At 72.2% G+C, this 15,402-nt stretch carries 16 protein-coding genes and 1 riboswitch; of the genes, 1 reads left to right on the top strand and 15 read right to left on the bottom strand.

Annotated features, from left to right (window positions below; translation table 11 throughout):
• Positions 1-31: 31 nt before the first annotated feature.
• From KV102_RS19695 to fmt, 11 genes are all read right to left on the bottom strand, one after another.
• Positions 32-448, bottom strand: coding sequence for a PH domain-containing protein (locus KV102_RS19695; RefSeq protein WP_220344666.1), 417 nt, complete (start codon positions 446-448; stop codon positions 32-34).
• Positions 449-486: 38 nt separating this feature from the next.
• The gene (gene hisG, locus KV102_RS18680) at positions 487-1,332 is read right to left on the bottom strand and encodes an ATP phosphoribosyltransferase (RefSeq protein WP_220344665.1); all 846 of its coding nucleotides are present in this window, start codon (positions 1,330-1,332) and stop codon (positions 487-489) included.
• A gap of 99 nt (positions 1,333-1,431) precedes the next feature.
• On the bottom strand, positions 1,432-1,695 hold the full coding sequence (locus KV102_RS18675; protein ID WP_220344664.1) for a phosphoribosyl-ATP diphosphatase: 264 nt from the start codon (positions 1,693-1,695) through the stop codon (positions 1,432-1,434).
• A gap of 6 nt (positions 1,696-1,701) precedes the next feature.
• Complete coding sequence (ribH, locus tag KV102_RS18670; RefSeq protein ID WP_220347173.1) at positions 1,702-2,175, bottom strand: 6,7-dimethyl-8-ribityllumazine synthase; 474 nt, start codon at positions 2,173-2,175, stop codon at positions 1,702-1,704.
• Entirely contained in the window at positions 2,172-3,473 is a 1,302-nt protein-coding gene (locus tag KV102_RS18665; RefSeq protein WP_220347172.1) for a bifunctional 3,4-dihydroxy-2-butanone-4-phosphate synthase/GTP cyclohydrolase II, read from the bottom strand. Before KV102_RS18665 ends, ribH begins: the two co-directional genes overlap by 4 nt.
• Complete coding sequence (gene pnuC, locus KV102_RS18660) at positions 3,470-4,165, bottom strand: nicotinamide riboside transporter PnuC (protein WP_220344661.1); 696 nt, start codon at positions 4,163-4,165, stop codon at positions 3,470-3,472. Before pnuC ends, KV102_RS18665 begins: the two co-directional genes overlap by 4 nt.
• On the bottom strand, positions 4,162-4,779 hold the full coding sequence (locus tag KV102_RS18655) for a riboflavin synthase (protein ID WP_220347171.1): 618 nt from the start codon (positions 4,777-4,779) through the stop codon (positions 4,162-4,164). The genes pnuC and KV102_RS18655 overlap by 4 nt, the downstream gene beginning before the upstream one ends.
• Positions 4,779-5,801 (bottom strand): bifunctional diaminohydroxyphosphoribosylaminopyrimidine deaminase/5-amino-6-(5-phosphoribosylamino)uracil reductase RibD, encoded by a 1,023-nt coding sequence (gene ribD / locus KV102_RS18650; RefSeq protein ID WP_220347207.1) that lies wholly within the window; start codon positions 5,799-5,801, stop codon positions 4,779-4,781. Before ribD ends, KV102_RS18655 begins: the two co-directional genes overlap by 1 nt.
• A 117-nt stretch (positions 5,802-5,918) precedes the next feature.
• A riboswitch (FMN riboswitch) is annotated at positions 5,919-6,049 on the bottom strand.
• A 97-nt stretch (positions 6,050-6,146) separates the two neighbouring features.
• On the bottom strand, positions 6,147-6,818 hold the full coding sequence (gene rpe, locus KV102_RS18645) for a ribulose-phosphate 3-epimerase (RefSeq protein WP_220347170.1): 672 nt from the start codon (positions 6,816-6,818) through the stop codon (positions 6,147-6,149).
• A 258-nt stretch (positions 6,819-7,076) separates the two neighbouring features.
• Positions 7,077-8,450, bottom strand: a complete 1,374-nt coding sequence (locus tag KV102_RS18640; protein WP_220347169.1) for an RsmB/NOP family class I SAM-dependent RNA methyltransferase — start codon at positions 8,448-8,450, stop codon at positions 7,077-7,079.
• Positions 8,443-9,366, bottom strand: a complete 924-nt coding sequence (gene fmt, locus KV102_RS18635; protein WP_220347168.1) for a methionyl-tRNA formyltransferase — start codon at positions 9,364-9,366, stop codon at positions 8,443-8,445. Before fmt ends, KV102_RS18640 begins: the two co-directional genes overlap by 8 nt.
• 134 nt (positions 9,367-9,500) lie before the next feature.
• On the opposite strand from fmt, the gene KV102_RS18630 reads away from it, so the two are divergent.
• The gene (locus KV102_RS18630; RefSeq protein ID WP_308290372.1) at positions 9,501-10,493 is read left to right on the top strand and encodes an LD-carboxypeptidase; all 993 of its coding nucleotides are present in this window, start codon (positions 9,501-9,503) and stop codon (positions 10,491-10,493) included.
• Between the two features lie 43 nt (positions 10,494-10,536).
• Here KV102_RS18630 and KV102_RS18625 read toward each other — a convergent pair whose 3' ends face one another.
• The 4 genes from KV102_RS18625 to rpoZ all read right to left on the bottom strand — a co-directional run bounded on the left by KV102_RS18625 (position 10,537) and on the right by rpoZ (position 15,396).
• Positions 10,537-12,558: a primosomal protein N' gene (locus KV102_RS18625; RefSeq protein ID WP_308290371.1), complete on the bottom strand. Its 2,022-nt coding sequence runs from the start codon at positions 12,556-12,558 to the stop codon at positions 10,537-10,539.
• A 44-nt stretch (positions 12,559-12,602) separates the two neighbouring features.
• Positions 12,603-13,796, bottom strand: coding sequence for a methionine adenosyltransferase (metK, locus tag KV102_RS18620; protein ID WP_220344655.1), 1,194 nt, complete (start codon positions 13,794-13,796; stop codon positions 12,603-12,605).
• Positions 13,797-13,859: 63 nt separating this feature from the next.
• The gene (gene coaBC / locus KV102_RS18615; protein WP_220347166.1) at positions 13,860-15,080 is read right to left on the bottom strand and encodes a bifunctional phosphopantothenoylcysteine decarboxylase/phosphopantothenate--cysteine ligase CoaBC; all 1,221 of its coding nucleotides are present in this window, start codon (positions 15,078-15,080) and stop codon (positions 13,860-13,862) included.
• A 22-nt stretch (positions 15,081-15,102) separates the two neighbouring features.
• Positions 15,103-15,396, bottom strand: coding sequence for a DNA-directed RNA polymerase subunit omega (gene rpoZ / locus KV102_RS18610; protein WP_220344653.1), 294 nt, complete (start codon positions 15,394-15,396; stop codon positions 15,103-15,105).
• Positions 15,397-15,402: the final 6 nt, after the last annotated feature.

Here is a 15,402-nt window from a genome sequence, read left to right as displayed (position 1 = left end):
TCACCGGTGCGTTCGCGTGAGCGTCGGCGGCTCAGCGCCCGGCGTCGAGGATCCGCTCGCGCAGGTACCAGACCGCGTCCCGTGCCCGCGGGCCGTCCGACGCCGGGATGCCCATCATCATGATGCGCCGGTCGTCCCGGGTCGCCAGCACGGGCCACGGGGCACCGGACGAGTAGGCGACATCGACGATCTCCGACCACCGGAGGTCGTGGTTCCGATAGCCGTTGCGGACGTGCAGTCCGTCGTTGTCGGCGATCACGCGACTGCGCCCGATCCCCCACATCGCGGCGTCGAACGCCAGAAGGAACAGGGCTAGCGTCGCCGTCTGCGGCCAGGTGAACTGCGCGCGGACCTCGGCGGGCAGGGTCAGCGCGATCGCGAAGAACAGCACCCACAGGCACACGATGGCCACGATCCCGACGACGCGGGGTCCGACAGGTCGGAACACCCGTCGACCGTCAGCCGCCGCGCCGGGCGTCTCGCCGCTCACAGCCGGCACGCCAGGATGTCGGTGACGAGCGTGCCGCGTGCGCCGAGGGTCCACAGCTCGTCCATGACCTTCTGGGCAGCGTCCCGACGCACCATCGAACGGACCGCGACCCACCCTTCGCGATGAAGCGGCGACACCGTCGGCGACTCGATCCCGGGGGTGAGCGCCACGGCGGCCTCGACCTGCTCGACCCGGATGTCGTAGTCCATCATCACGTACGACCGGGCGACCAGGACGCCCTGGAGACGACGCTCGAACACCGCGAAGCCGTCCGGCTCCGGGCGGTCCTTCGGACGGATGACGACGGCCTCGGAGGTGAGGATCGGCTCACCGACCACCTCGAGGCCGGCCTGTCGCAGGGTCGAACCGGTCTCGACCACGTCGGCGATCACGTCGGCCACGCCGAGGCGTACCGACGACTCGACCGCACCGTCGAGGCGGATGACCTTGGCGTCGAGTCCTCGCTCCTCCAGCCAGGCGCGCACGATGCCCGGGTACGAGGTGGCGATGGTGCGACCGCCGATCGCATCGAGGCTCGGCAGCTGACCCAGCGGTGCTGCGAAGTGGAAGCTGGATCCGCCGAAGCCCAACGACACCACCTCGTCGGCTGCCGCCCCGGAGTCGAGGAGCAGGTCGCGGCCCGTGACTCCGACGTCGAGCGTGCCCTCGCCGACGTAGATCGCGATGTCACGCGGACGGAGGTAGAAGAACTCCACGTCGTTGTCGACGTCGAGGGTGACGAGGTCCCTGGTGCTGCGGCGCTGGCGGTATCCCGCCTCGACGAGCATCTGGGCGGCGGACTCGGACAGCGAGCCCTTGTTGGGTACGGCGACTCTCAACATGGCGATCTTCCCGATCGGTTCTGGTGCTCACCGGACCCGGAGGCACGGCGGTCGTCTGCAGGCGAAGGCACGGGCAAGGGTGACGTGGCAGCTTGCCCGTCACAGATGCGCGTAGACGTCGTCCAGCGTCAGTCCCTTGGCGAGCATCATCACCTGCACGTGGTAGAGCAGCTGGCTGATCTCCTCGGCCGTCCGCTCACGGGTCTCGTGCTCAGCCGCCATCCACGACTCGGCGGCTTCTTCGACCAGCTTCTTGCCGATCGTGTGCACGCCGCCGTCGAGCTCGACGACGGTGCGCGAGCCCTCGGGGCGGTTCACCGCCTTGTCGCTCAGCTCGGCGAAGAGTGCGTCGAAGGTCTTCATCGAGGCCTAGCGTACCGAGGCGAGGACGCGCGCCGTCGCGACGGCTGCCTGCGCCGCCTCCCGACCCTTGTCCTCCCTGCTGTGGGGCAGGCCGGCACGGTCCAGCGCCTGCGCCTCGTCGTCGCAGGTCAGCAAGCCGAACCCGACCGGGACCCCGGTCTCGAGGGCGACACGGGACAGGCCGTCCGTCGCGGCCTGGCAGACGTAGTCGAAGTGCGGCGTGCCACCTCGGATCACGACGCCGAGCGCGACGACCGCGTCGTACCCGCTGCGGGCGTAGGCCTGGACGACGAGTGGGAGCTCGAACGAGCCGGGAAGCCGTACGAGGACAGGCTCGGCGCAGCCCATCGCCGAGAGAGCGTCCTTCGCGCCGGCGATCAGTCCGTCCATCACGACGGTGTGCCACGACGACGCGACGATCGCGATCTTCAGGCCGTGTCCGTCGGCGCTGCTCAGGTCGGGCGACCCCTGTCCGCTCATCGTGCGTTCTCCTCCATGTCGGCAGCCTTCTCCTCGATCTCGACCAGGTCCGGAAGGTGGTGTCCCATCCGCTCGGCCTTGGTCTGCAGATAGCGCAGGTTGTCCTCGGTCGGGTTGATCGCCAGCGGGACACGCTCGGTGACGGCGACCCCGAAGCGCTCCAGCGCCGCGACCTTGTCCGGGTTGTTGGTGAGCAGCCGCACCGAGGACACGCCCAGGTCGCGCAGGATCTGCGCTCCGTCGGCGTAGTGCCGGGCGTCGATGGGCAGCCCGAGCGCCAGGTTGGCGTCGACGGTGTCCTGACCGTCGTCCTGGAGCGCGTACGCCCGCAGCTTGGCGAGCAGTCCGATCCCCCGTCCCTCGTGCCCCCGCAGATAGACGATGACGCCGGCACCGTGCTCGGTCACTGCGGCCATCGACGCCTGCAGCTGCGGGCCGCAGTCGCAGCGCTGGGACCCCAGCACGTCCCCGGTCAGGCACTCGGAGTGGACCCGGACCAGCACGTCGGTCCCGTCGCCCAGGTCGCCGTGGACCAGCGCGACCTGCTCGTTGCCGTCGACGACGTTGCGGTAGCCGTACGCGGTGAACGTGCCGAACTCGGTGGGCAGACGCGTCTCGACCTCCCGCGCCATCTGCGACTCGTGCCGCCGGCGGTAGGTGATGAGGTCCTCGATCGAGATCATCGCCAGGTCGTGCTCGTCGGCGAACTCCCGCAGGCGCGGCGCCCGCATCAGGCTGCCGTCGTCGTTGATGAGCTCGCCGATGACACCGGCAGGCGTCAGGCCCGCGAGGCGGGTGAGGTCGACCGCCGCCTCCGTGTGCCCGGCTCGCGCCAGGACGCCGCCGGGCTTGGCGCGCAGCGGAAGGATGTGGCCGGGCTGCACGAGCTCACGCGGCTCGGTCGCGGAGTCGGCGAGGACTCTGACGGTGCGTGCCCGGTCGGCGGCAGAGATGCCGGTGGTCACGCCGTCGCGGGCGTCGACGGAGATCGTGTACGCCGTCTTGAGCCGGTCGCGGTTGTGCGGCGTCATCAGCGCGATCCCGAGCCGGTCGAGGATCTCGCCGGTCACCGGAGCGCAGACGTACCCGCTGGAGTAGCGGACCATGAGCCCCATCAGCGCCGGGGTCGCCTTGCTGGCCGCGAAGATCAGGTCGCCCTCGTTCTCGCGTCCCGGGTCGTCCACGACCACGACCGCCTTGCCGGCCGCGATGTCGGCGACCGCCCGCTCGACCGTGTCCAGGCGTACGGCGTCCAGCGCCTCGTACGGGTCGGGATCCTGCTTCGCCGCAGTCCTCATGCCACCGCCTCCGCTCGCGGGTCGTCGATCCTCGGTGCCTCGTCGCGTGCCGCCCGCCGCCACACCACGAAGCCCCAGACGACGAAGCCCGCGTAGACCGCGTAGAGCACCGCCGACGGGTAGTACTGGAAATAGATGAGCTCGGGGACGCCGACCAGGTCGACGGCGATCCACACGAGCCAGAAGTCCACCCACCCTCGGGCCATCGCGAAGGTGGCGAGGATGGAGCCGACGAAGATCCACGCGTCGGCGACGTAGTACCAGCCCGGAGCCGGCCAGCCGGCGCCGATCTGGGTGAACAGCCACGCGCAGAAGACGACGGCGATCGCGCCGGCGAGCAGGTACGCCGTCCGCTCGCGGCGGGTCGCCCAGCGCGGGACCACGGCCGGCGCATCGGGCTCGGTCCGGCTGCTCCGCCAGCGGTACCAGCCGTAGACCGAGACGGCGACGAAGAACACCTGGCGCGCGGCCTGCCCGAAGAGCGGCGCACCGTAGCCGCCGAGCGCGGTCCCGAGGAACACGGTGAACAGCAGCACGTTGCCGACGATCCCGACCGGCCACGCCCAGACCTTGCGGCGCATGCCCCCGATCGCGGACGCCAGCCCGAACCCGTTGCCCGCGATCTCGCGCCACGCGATCGGGTGCCCGCCGATCGTCAGGTGGGCGTCGTAGAGGTCGATGAGGACGCTCATGAGCGCGGTTCCCCCTCGGTCGCGCGGCCAGAGGCGAGCAGACGCTCCACGTACTTCGCGAGCACGTCGACCTCGAGGTTCACCGGGTCGCCCGGCTGCTTCGTGCCGAGCGTCGTCGCCGCCAGCGTGGTCGGGATCAGCGAGATCGTGAAGGTCTCGTCGCCGACGTCGACGACCGTGAGCGACGTGCCGTCGACGGTGACGGAGCCCTTAGGAACGAGGTAGCGACCGAGCTCGCGGGGATAGGCGACCGCGACGACCTCCCAGTGCTCGCTCGCCGTCCGCGACGCGATGGTCCCGGTACCGTCGACGTGTCCCTGGACCACGTGACCGCCGAAGCGTCCGTCGGCTCGCATCGCACGCTCGAGGTTCACCGGGTCACCGAGGGCCAACGCCCCGAGCGAGGTCTTGTCGAGCGACTCCTTCATCACGTCCACGGTGAAGGTGTCGGCGTCGTGGTCGGTCACGGTCAGGCAGCAGCCGTTGACGGCGATCGAGTCACCGTGGCCGGCGTCGGAGACCACCAGCGGCCCGCGGAGGGTGAGCCGGATCGCGTCGTCCTGCTCCTCGATGCCGGCGACGCTGCCGAGCTCCTCGACGATTCCTGTGAACATCAGGCGCCTTCTTTCCGGGTGGATCCGGCCCGCTGAGGGCGGGCGGTCAGCCTCAGGTCGGGGCCGATTCGGGTGATGTCGGTGACGTCGAGCCGTACGGTGTCCGCGATCGTGTCGATGCCGGTCCCCCGCAGGGCGTTCGGGCCGGCGCCGAGGAGGGCGGGTGCGAGGTAGGCCACCACCTCGTCGACGAGTCCAGCAGCGATGAACGCACCGGCGAGCACCGGGCCGCCCTCGAGCCACACGTGGCGGATCTCCCGCTCGGCGAGCGCAGCCATGGCGTCGTCGACGTCGCGGGTCCGCAGGTGCAGGAACGGTGCCTCGTCGTCGCGGACTCGCGCGTCGGCCGGGACGGAGCGCTCACCGATCACGACCCGCGCCGGCTGCTCGTCGTACGGCAGGGGCGCGTCCTCGTCGTCGCGGAGGGTGAGTCGCGGGTCGTCGGTGATCACGGTCCCCGTGCCGACGACGATCGCGTCGCACACGCTGCGCAGGCGCTGCACGTCCAGACGCGCGGCCGACCCGGTGATCCACCGGCTGGTGCCGTCGGCAGCAGCGCTGCGCCCGTCGAGGGTCGCGGCGAACTTCCAGGTCACGAACGGCCGGCCGGTGCGTACGGCGTGGGCCCACGCTGTGTTCAGCGCCTCAGCCTCGTGGGCCAGCACTCCGCCCTCGACGTCGACGCCCGCCGTACGGAGCCGATCGGCACCGCCGGCACCGATCGGATTCGGGTCGTCCATCCCGTAGACCACCCTGACGACCCCTGCGGCGATCAGCGCCTCCGAGCACGGACCCGTGCGGCCGGTGTGATTGCACGGCTCCTGCGTGACGACGACCGTCGCCCCGCGAGCCGCCTCACCGGCGTGCGTCAGCGCATCGACCTCGGCGTGCGGCGTCCCCGCACCTCGGTGGGCGCCCACGGCGATGACGGCTCCGGACGGGTCCAGGATCACGCAGCCCACGCGCGGGTTGGGCAACGCCGTGCGCACCGCGTCTCGGGCGGCGGCGAGCGCGCGCCGCATCGCCGTTTGCTCGTGATCGTCTGCCACCGGTCCGCCCTCTCGTCTACTGACGCGGGCTCCGGGGTCGTCGAACGGACGCCTCTGCGTGCGGACCCACGGGTCCCACGTCAGAGGTGTCTGCGTGATCCTCCCATCCGGACTTTCACCGTCGGTCCTGGAGTTCCACCAGGTCAACCAGTCTCCCGGAGGCTTCTGGGTCGCGGACTGTTACCGCCGGCTCGGAATTACACCGACCCCGGAGCACGCAATGCTCTGGAGCCAGTGTACGAGAGGCCCCGCGACACCCGCACCATCCCGCCGGTCGGTGAGACGTACGCCACGCGCCCAGGGGTGAGCCGGGGCTCCTCAGGCGTGACGGTGGTTCGCGGCCGCGGCCTGCTCCCGCAGCTGGTCGACCATCGCCGCCGGGTCGTCCGCGCCGAAGACCGCGGAGCCGGCGACGAACGTGTCCGCACCGGCCTCGGCGCACCTCTCGATCGTCGTCGCGGAGACTCCGCCGTCGACCTGGAGCCAGATGTCGCCGCCGTGCTTGTCCAGCAGCGCCCGGGTGCGCCGGATCTTGGGGAGCATGATGTCGAGGAACGCCTGCCCACCGAATCCCGGCTCGACGGTCATCAGCAGCACCATGTCGAGCTCGGGGAGAAGATCCTCGTACGGCTCGACGGGGGTGGCGGGCTTGAGCGCCATCGACGCCCGTGCGCCACGCCCGCGCAGCTCGCGGGCGAGGCGCACGGGCGCGGCCGCCGCCTCGACGTGGAACGTCACGCTGCCCGCCCCGGCCTCGGCGTACGCAGGCGCCCAGCGGTCGGGGTCCTCGATCATCAGGTGCACGTCGATCGGGGTCTCGGTGACCTTGCCGATCGCCTCGACCACGGGCAGGCCGAGCGTGAGGTTGGGGACGAAGTGGTTGTCCATGACGTCCACGTGCAGCCAGTCGGCGTTCGCGATCCGCGTCACCTCGCTCTCGAGGTTGGCGAAGTCGGCGGAGAGGATGCTCGGCGAGATGCGCAGGCCCATGGCGTCAGGCTAGCCGGACCCGCCGATGTGCCCGACACGTGAGTCCCCGTCCCCTGCCGCTCGCGGGTCGCCGTCGCGCACTCGCGGGTCACTCTCGCGTGCTCGCGGGTCACCGCCGCGTGCGCGCGGGTCACTCTCTGGCGCCCGCGGGTCACCATCCGCGCGGAGAGTGACCCGCGGACCCCAGAGACTGACCCGCGGACGCCAGGAAGTGACCCGCGGACGCCAGAGGGTGACCCGCGAGCGGAGAGGAAGGGGTCAGCGGGTGCGGCGCAGGGCCGCGACGAACATCGCGTCGGTCCCGTGCAGGTGCGGCCAGAGCTGGACGTACGGCTCCGAACGCTCGAGGTGGGGCACACCGGCGAGCACGCTGGTCGCGTCGACGAGCTCGACGTCGTCACGTGCGGCGAGCACGGCCTCCACGACCTCGCGGGTCTCGCGCCGGTGCGGCGAGCAGGTCGCGTAGGTCACCACCCCGCCAGGTCGCGCAAGGTCCACCGCATGGTTCAGCAGGTCTCGCTGGAGCACCGTCAGGTCGTCGAGGTCCGACTGCTGCCGGCGCCACCGCGCCTCGGGCCGCCGCCGCAGCGCCCCGAGACCGGTGCAGGGCGCGTCCACGACCACACGGTCGTATGCGGTGCCGGTCTCCAGCGTGCGTCCGTCCTCGACCGACACATCGACATTGTCGAGCAGCCGCACGGCCGATCGGACGAGCTCCGCACGGTGCGGCGTGACCTCGTTGGCGAGCACGTGCGCGTCACGTCCGCCGGCGATGGCGCCGAGCAGGGCCGCCTTGCCGCCGGGGCCGGCGCAGAGGTCGAGCCAGTGCTCGTCGGCCCCGTCGACGGCGAACGACGCGGCGGCGATCGCGACCAGCTGCGACCCCTCGTCCTGGACGCCGATCCGACCCTCGCGCACGGCCGGCACGGCGCCCGGGTCGCCGCCGGCGAGCCGGAACGCGTACGGCGACCACTCCCCCGCCTCGCCCTCGAGGCCCTCGAGGTCCTCGGGCTCGGCGAGTCCCGGGCGAGCCACCAGCGTGACCCGCGGAGGTGCGTTGTCAGCCGCCAGCAGCGCCGCGAGCTCCTCCGGCGCGGCGTCGCCGAGCGCATCGCGGAACGCCTCGACCACCCATCGCGGGTGTGCGTGGACGACCGCCAGGTGGCCGACCGGGTCGTCGTCGTACGGCGGGGCGACGCGCGACACCCACGTGTCCAGGTCAGCGGCGGCGACCTTGCGCAGCACCGCGTTGACGAACGAGGCGGGCCGGTGCCCGATCACGGCGCGGGTCAGGTCGACGCTGGTCGAGACCGCCGCGTGGCTCGGCACCCGCATGGCGAGGAGCTGGTGGGCCCCCAGCCGCAGAACGTCACGCACCGGGGCGTCGATCCTCTTGGGAGCGAGCCGGTCGAGCACCGCGTCGTAGGTGCGGGACCGCCGGATCGTGCCGTGGGTCAGCTCGGTGGTGAAGGCCGCGTCCCGTCCCGTGATGCCGTTCTCACGCAGGAGGCCGGGCAGCAGGAGGTTGACGTAGGCGTCCTGCTCCTCGACCGCGCGCAGCACCTCCCACGCGACCCGGCGGGTGGGGTCGACGCGCTGGCGCGTCTGCGGACGGTCGCGGCGCTCAGCCAAGGCGGGTCCCCGACTCGAGACGGGCGCCTCGCGCCCAGTCCGCGGCCGGCATCGCCTTCTTGCCGTGCGGCTGGACGTCGCCGAGCACCACGTCGGTGGTGCCGGTGCCGACCCGGACCTCCGTCTTCGAGACACCGAGCGCGCCCGGCTTCAGCTCGGCGCTGTCGAGCACCGTGACCGGCCCGACCTTGAGGCGCTCGTCGGCGTAGGTCGTCCACGCGCCCGGGGCGGGAGTGCAACCGCGGATCCGCCGGTCGACCCCGAGGGCGGGCGCGGACCAGTCAACCCTCGCGTCCTCGGTGGTGAGCTTCGGCGCGTACGACAGCCCGTCCTCCGGCTGGGGACGCGCCTCGATGTCACCGAGGGCGAGATGGTCGAGCACGTCGACGAGCAGGCCCGACCCCACGTCGGCCAGCCGCGCCAGCAGCGTCCCCGCGGTGTCCTCGGGCCGGATGCGCTCGGTCAGCAGCCCGAAGACAGGACCGGCGTCGAGCTCGGGGACCAACGAGAACACCGACGCTCCCGTCACCTCGTCCCCGGCGATGAGTGCGTGCTGCACCGGTGCGGCTCCACGCCAGGCGGGCAGGACGGAGAAGTGGAGATTCACCCAGCCCAGGCGCGGGATCGCGAGCACGTCGGACGGGATCAGCCCGCCATAGGCGACGACGGGTGCGCAGTCCGGAGCGATCTCGCCCAGGCGCGCCACGAAGTCGGGATCGCTCGGACGCGGCGGCCGCAGGACCTCGATCCCGAGGTCGAGTGCCCTCGCGGCCACCGGAGACGGGCGCAGCGTACGGCCGCGGCCCGCGCGCGCGTCGGGTCGGGTGACGACAGCGGCCACCTCGTGGTCGCTCTCGACGAGGGCATCCAGGGCAGGCAGCGCGACCTCGGGGGTCCCGGCGAAGACGAGTCTCACAGGACCAGCGTAGGGGGCGCCTCCTGCCGAAATCCGGTCGCTCCGCGCCACCGGCGTGATGGGGTGGAGATATGACTCAGCAGCCGCACCCCGTCGTCCATCCCCCGAAGCCCCGACAAGGCGACCGTGTCGCGGTGCTCTCCCCCTCCTTCGCGGCCCCCGCGCACTTCCCCGCCGTCCACGAGCAGGCGATGGTCCGGTTGCGCGAGGTGACCGGTCTGGAGCCGGTCGAGTACGCCACGACACGGGCCGACTCCTCCGCAGAGGCACGGGCGAGCGACATCAACGCCGCATTCGCCGATCCCGACATCCGAGCGATCCTCGCCACGGTCGGCGGCGACGATCAGATCACGGTCGTCCGCCACCTCGACCCCGCCCTCGCCCGCGCCGACCCCAAGCCCTTCCTCGGCTACAGCGACAACACCAATCTCCTCAACTGGCTCTGGGTGAACGGCGTCGCCGGCTTCTACGGCGGATCGACGCAGGTCCACCTCGGGGCGGGACCCGGCGTGGACGCGATCCACGCGGCCTCGTTGCGCGCGGCGTTGCTGTCCGGCGGCACCCTCGAGCTCAGCGAACCCGGGGAGTCCGAGGACACCGGGAGGCCGTGGGACGACCCGACCGCGCTGACCGCGTACGGCGAGCGCGAGGCCACGGAGCCGTGGACCTGGCACGGCCCGGCACGCTCGGTCACGGGCCGCACCTGGGGCGGGTGCCTGGAGGTCCTCGAGTGGATCCTCACCGCCGACAGATTCCCTTTCCCGCCGAGAGTGCTCGACGGGGGTGTGCTGCTCGTGGAGACCTCCGAGGAGCTGCCCTCGGCACAGACGGTGGGTCGCATCCTCCGGTCGATCGGTGAGCGCGGGCTCCTCTCGGCCGTCGACGCGGTCGTCGTCGCGCGCCCACCGACGTCCGACCTGGAGCACCGACCCCCGACCGACGAGCGTCGACGCCTCCGCGACGCCCAGCGAGACGTGGTCACAGCGACCGTCGCGACCTACAACCCGGAGGCGGTCGTCGTCGTCGGCATCCCCTTCGGACACACGCGTCCCCAGTGGATCGTGCCCTACGGCGGCACGATGACCGTCGACGGCGTACGGCAACGGGTGGTGGCCGACTACTCCTGACAGCGCCTGGTCACCGGGGTCCGCCTCGACGGGCCGCAGCCTGTCAGCCGAGAGCCTGGGGATCGATCGCGATGCGGTACGGGCGAGCCTTGTGCACCGCCCGCTCAGACTGCGCCACCTGCAACCGGCGCGCGAGGGCAGCACCCTCCGTACGGGGCACCGCCACGATCAGCCGACCCCACGGGTGGTCCTCGTCCTCCCCTGCCGGCCGGAGCTCCACAGGCCCGAGGACCTGAGCGGGCTCCGGCCACGGCCCACCCGCGAGCTCGCGGAGGGCGGGCAGCTCGCCCTCGACGGCTGCGAGCCGGGCCGCGGGCGGGAGCCGGGTCTCGATCCGGGCGACCAGCTCTCGCTCGGCGTGGCCGACGGGATCGGCCCGCACCAACGCCTGGAGCACGGGCAGCCCAGGATCTCCGACGGCGACGACCTGGCCGCCGTCGGTCGACGACCGCACCAGCGCGGAGGCGTTGAGCCAGCGGCGCAGCGACTCCTCGTGCGTCCGCAGGTCGGGTCGGGAGAGGGAGGCGGCGGTGTCGAGGAGCAGCGCGGCAGCGTATCCGCGCTCGGCGCGCGGCTCCGCCCCCGGCGTCGCGACGACGATCGCCGGCTCGTCGGGCACCTCGCGCAGCACCGCGTCACCGGCGGAGCTGCGGACCCGCACGCCGGGGAAGGCGCGCCCGAGCTCTTCTGCGGTACGCCGCTCCCCCGACACCGGTGCCCGCAGCCGCCGCCCCCCGCAGGTGGGGCACGACCAGTCGGCGGCCGCCTCGCCGCACCACCGGCAGCGGGGGGCGTCCCCGGGCCGGTCCTGGCCGAGGGGTCCGCTGCAGCGCCCGCACCGGGCCGGTGTCCGGCAGTCCTGGCACGCGAGTGCGGCCCGGTAGCCGACGCGCGGCACCTGGACGAGCACCGGGCCGACGGCGAGCCCCGACCGGACCGCGGCGAACGCCGCGCCGGGGATCCGTGCGGCCTGGAGCGCCCCCGCCCCCGCGTCGACGGTGATCCGCGCCCAGTGCGCACGGCGTTCGCGCATCGGGGCCGTGAGAGAGCGGCACCACCCGGAGGCGACGAGCTGCTGGGCCTCGGCCGTGCGTGCGTAGCCTCCGACGAGCACTCCGCACCCGGTGTCCCACGCCCGCGTCAGCAGGACCTCACGGGCGTGCGGGTACGGCGCCCGTGGCTCGGCGAGCAGGTCGTCGCCGTCGTCCCAGACGGCGACGAGCCCCAGGTCGTGCACGGGTGCGAAAGCGGCCGCACGGGTGCCGACCACCGCGCGGACCTGACCTCGGGCGAGGGCGAGGAACGCCGCGTAGCGTGCCGACGGACCGAGGTCGGCGGTGAGGACCACATGGCGGCCCGGTCCGAGGACCTCGGTGAAGACGGCATCGGCGCGCACCACGTCGGAGACGTCGGGGAGACAGACCACCGCCCCGCGTCCCGAGCGCAAGACGGCGTCGACGGCCTGGGCGAGCGCGCGCTCGGGCGGATCGGACGGCACAGCGTTCCACACGGCGCGGGGGCCGGAGCCGTCGGCAAGGGCGTGGACGAAGTCGGAGCCGCCCTCGTACACCGCCCAGGCGGCGTCCTGGGCAGGACCGAGCGGCTCGATCGCGACCTCGCGCGGGGCCTTCTTCTCGGTGCGGGCATGACGGGGCGGGACGGCCAGGCGGACGACGTCGGCGAAGACACCGGCGTAGCGGTCGGCGACCTCGCGGCACAGGCGGACGACGTCGGGACGCAGCACCACCTCCGGCGAGAGGACACGACCGAGTCGGCCCAGACGGCCGACGTGCTCGGTCGTGGCCGCTCGCTCGAGGACGAAGCCGCCCACCTGCTTGCCGGCGAAGCGGACGGTGACTCGACAGCCAGGCACCGCGTCGTCGGCCAGGTCGGCCGGCACCAGGTAGTCGAACGGGCGGTCGAGGTGGGCGAGACTGACGTCTGCCGCCACGCGCGCGATCGGGAGGTGCTCGGCGGCACCGGCGAACCGTGGGTCGGCCGCGCGCGGCCCCGGCGGAGGGGTCTCCTCCACCAGGGCCGGCTGAGCGTCGCGCGTCTCGGTCACCAGGTAGTTCTACCAAGGGGTCTGGACGTGGGCGTGTGCCGCAGTCAGACTCCGGCGGCCGCGCGCAGGGCGTCGGCCCGGCCGGTCCCCTCCCAGGTGAACTCGGGGAGCTCGCGTCCGAAGTGACCGTAGGCCGCGGTCTTGGCGTAGATCGGGCGCAGGAGGTCGAGGTCGCGCACGATCGCGGCGGGACGCAGGTCGAAGACTTCATCGACGGCGGAGACGATGCGCTCCAGCCGCACCTTCTCGGTGCCGAACGTCTCGATGTAGAACCCGACCGGGTGCGCCTTGCCGATCGCGTAGGCGACCTGGCACTCGACCCGGCTGGCGAGTCCGGCCGCCACGATGTTCTTGGCGACCCACCGCATCGCGTACGCGGCGGAGCGGTCGACCTTGCTCGGGTCCTTGCCGGAGAAGGCGCCGCCACCGTGGCGAGCCATGCCTCCGTAGGTGTCGATGATGATCTTGCGGCCGGTCAGGCCGGCGTCGCCCATGGGGCCGCCGATCTCGAAGCGACCGGTCGGGTTGACCAGCAGCCGGTAGTCGGCGTGGTCGATGTCGAACGTGTCCAGGACCGCGTCGACGACGTGCTTCTTGACGTCGGGGGTGAGCATCGCCTCGAGGTCGATGTCGGCGGCGTGCTGGGTCGAGACCACGACCGTGTCGACCCGGACAGGCCGGTGGTCGTCGTCGTACTCGATGGTGACCTGGGTCTTGCCGTCGGGACGCAGGTAGGGAACCGTGCCGTCCTTGCGTACGGCGGTCAGCCGCTCCGCGAGCCGGTGCGCGATCGTGATCGGCAGCGGCATGAGCTCGGGGGTCTCGTCGGTGGCGTAGCCGAACATCAGCCCCTGATCACCGGCACCCTGCAGGTCGAGCGGGTCGGCCGAGCCCTCGGCCCGCTCCTCGTAGGCCTGGTCCACGCCCTGGGCGATGTCGGGCGACTGCTGGCCGATCGTCACGGTCACACCGCAGGATGCGCCGTCGAAGCCCTTGGTCGACGAGTCGTAGCCGATCTCGAGGACGCGGTCGCGCGCGATCCGGGCGATGTCGGCGTACGCGCGGGTGGTCACCTCTCCACCGACGAGAACGAGTCCGGTCGTCACGAACGTCTCACAGGCGACGCGCGCCTGGGGGTCCTGCGCGAGGAGTGCGTCGAGCACGCTGTCGCTGATCTGGTCGGCGATCTTGTCCGGGTGACCCTCGGTCACGGACTCAGAGGTGAACAGGCGGCTCACAGGGTGTCCTTTCGGCTGCCGTTGGACGAGTCGACCCAGCCTATACCGCGGGTCGGCGAACGATCAGCCGTTGTCCAGGCGCTGGGCGACCGTGTCCCAGATCGAGTGGGCGACCGCGACCTTGGGGCCGTACGGGACCTCGGCGACGCTGCCGTCGCGGCCGAGGACGACGACCTCGTTGTCGGCACGGTCGAACGCCTTGCCTCCGCTCACGTCGTTGAGCACCAGAAAGTCGCAGCCCTTGCGTGCCAGCTTGGCCCGAGCGTGGTCGAGGACGCCCGCGGTGTCGTCCCCGGTCTCGGCGGCGAAGCCGACGATCAGCGGCGCGGCGGCGCCCGAGCGACGCTCGACGAGGTCGCGGAGGATGTCGGGGTTCTGGACGAGCGTGACCTGCGGGACCGACCCGGCGTCGTCCTTCTTGATCTTGGTCGCGGCCACTGCGGCGGGACGGAAGTCGGCGGGCGCCGCGGCCATCACCACCACGTCGGCAGCCCCAGCCCGCTCCAGCATCGCGTCGTGGAGCTCGGCGGTCGTCTCGACCCGGACGACGTCGACACCGGCCGGCACGGGGACCGACACGTTCGCGGCGACCAGCGTGACCTTCGCTCCTCGGGACACGGCGGCCTGGGCGATCGCGATGCCCTGGCGCCCGGAGGACCGGTTGCCGAGGTAGCGGACGGGGTCGAGGTATTCGCGGGTGCCTCCGGCACTGACCAGGACGCGCACGTCACCGAGGTCGTTCGTCCGCGCCTCGTCGCGCGCAAGGACGGCCAATGCGGCCTCGACGACCTCGCCCGGGTCGGGGAGACGCCCTTTGCCGGTGTCCTTGCCGGTCAGTCGACCCACGGCGGGCTCGAGAACGATCACGCCGCGCGACCGCAGCGTGGCCACGTTGGCCTGGGTCGCCGCGTGCTCCCACATCTCTGTGTGCATCGCCGGTGCCATCACGACCGGGCACCGGGCGGTGAGCAAGGTGTTGGTCAGCAGGTCGTCGGCCAACCCGTGCGCGGCCTTGGCCAGCAGGTCGGCGGTCGCCGGTGCCACGACGACGAGGTCGGCGGACTGACCGATCGAGACGTGCGGGACCTCCGGCACGGACGTGAAAACGTCCGTGCTGACCGGCTGTCCCGACAGCGCCTCCCAGGTCGGGGCACCGACGAACTTCAGGGCCGCGGCCGTCGGCACCACGCGCACGCGGTGGCCGGACTCGCTGAACCTGCGCAGGATCTCCGCGCCCTTGTAGGCGGCGATGCCGCCGCCTACACCCAGGACGACGTTGCTCATGGGCTTCGACGCCGTCAGCAGGTCAGGCCTGCTTGGCGCCCTGCTCCTCGGCGTCGGGAGTCTCGGGCTCGGTCTTGAGCAGGCCACCGTCGATCTCGCGCAGCGCGATCGAGAGCGGCTTCTCCTGGACGTGGGTGTCGAGGAGCGGACCGACGTACTCGAGCAGGCCCTCGCCGAGCTGCGCGTAGTACGCGTTGATCTGGCGGGCGCGCTTGGCGCTCACCAGGACGAGCTCGTACTTCGAGCCCACCTTGCTGAGCAGGTCGTCGATGGGCGGGTAGGTGATGCCTTCAGGGGCAGCCTGGGTGCCGGACACGTGGTG

Origin of the sequence: Mumia sp. zg.B53, from assembly GCF_019550935.1 — a bacterium.
In the GTDB taxonomy this organism is placed as follows: domain Bacteria; phylum Actinomycetota; class Actinomycetes; order Propionibacteriales; family Nocardioidaceae; genus Mumia.
Note: the sequence above shows the minus strand (reverse complement) of the source record. Positions and strands in the feature narration are given on the sequence as shown.

Coding starts and splice junctions, on each gene's coding strand:
- hisG (WP_220344665.1), bottom strand. CDS start 1,332: ATGTTGAGAGTCGCCGTACCCAACAAGGGCTCGCTGTCCGAGTCCGCC.
- KV102_RS18675 (WP_220344664.1), bottom strand. CDS start 1,695: ATGAAGACCTTCGACGCACTCTTCGCCGAGCTGAGCGACAAGGCGGTG.
- ribH (WP_220347173.1), bottom strand. CDS start 2,175: ATGAGCGGACAGGGGTCGCCCGACCTGAGCAGCGCCGACGGACACGGC.
- KV102_RS18665 (WP_220347172.1), bottom strand. CDS start 3,473: ATGAGGACTGCGGCGAAGCAGGATCCCGACCCGTACGAGGCGCTGGAC.
- pnuC (WP_220344661.1), bottom strand. CDS start 4,165: ATGAGCGTCCTCATCGACCTCTACGACGCCCACCTGACGATCGGCGGG.
- KV102_RS18655 (WP_220347171.1), bottom strand. CDS start 4,779: ATGTTCACAGGAATCGTCGAGGAGCTCGGCAGCGTCGCCGGCATCGAG.
- ribD (WP_220347207.1), bottom strand. CDS start 5,801: ATGCGGCGCGCGCTCGCCGCCGCCCGAGACGCGGTGCGCACGGCGTTG.
- rpe (WP_220347170.1), bottom strand. CDS start 6,818: ATGGGCCTGCGCATCTCGCCGAGCATCCTCTCCGCCGACTTCGCCAAC.
- coaBC (WP_220347166.1), bottom strand. CDS start 15,080: ATGAGCAACGTCGTCCTGGGTGTAGGCGGCGGCATCGCCGCCTACAAG.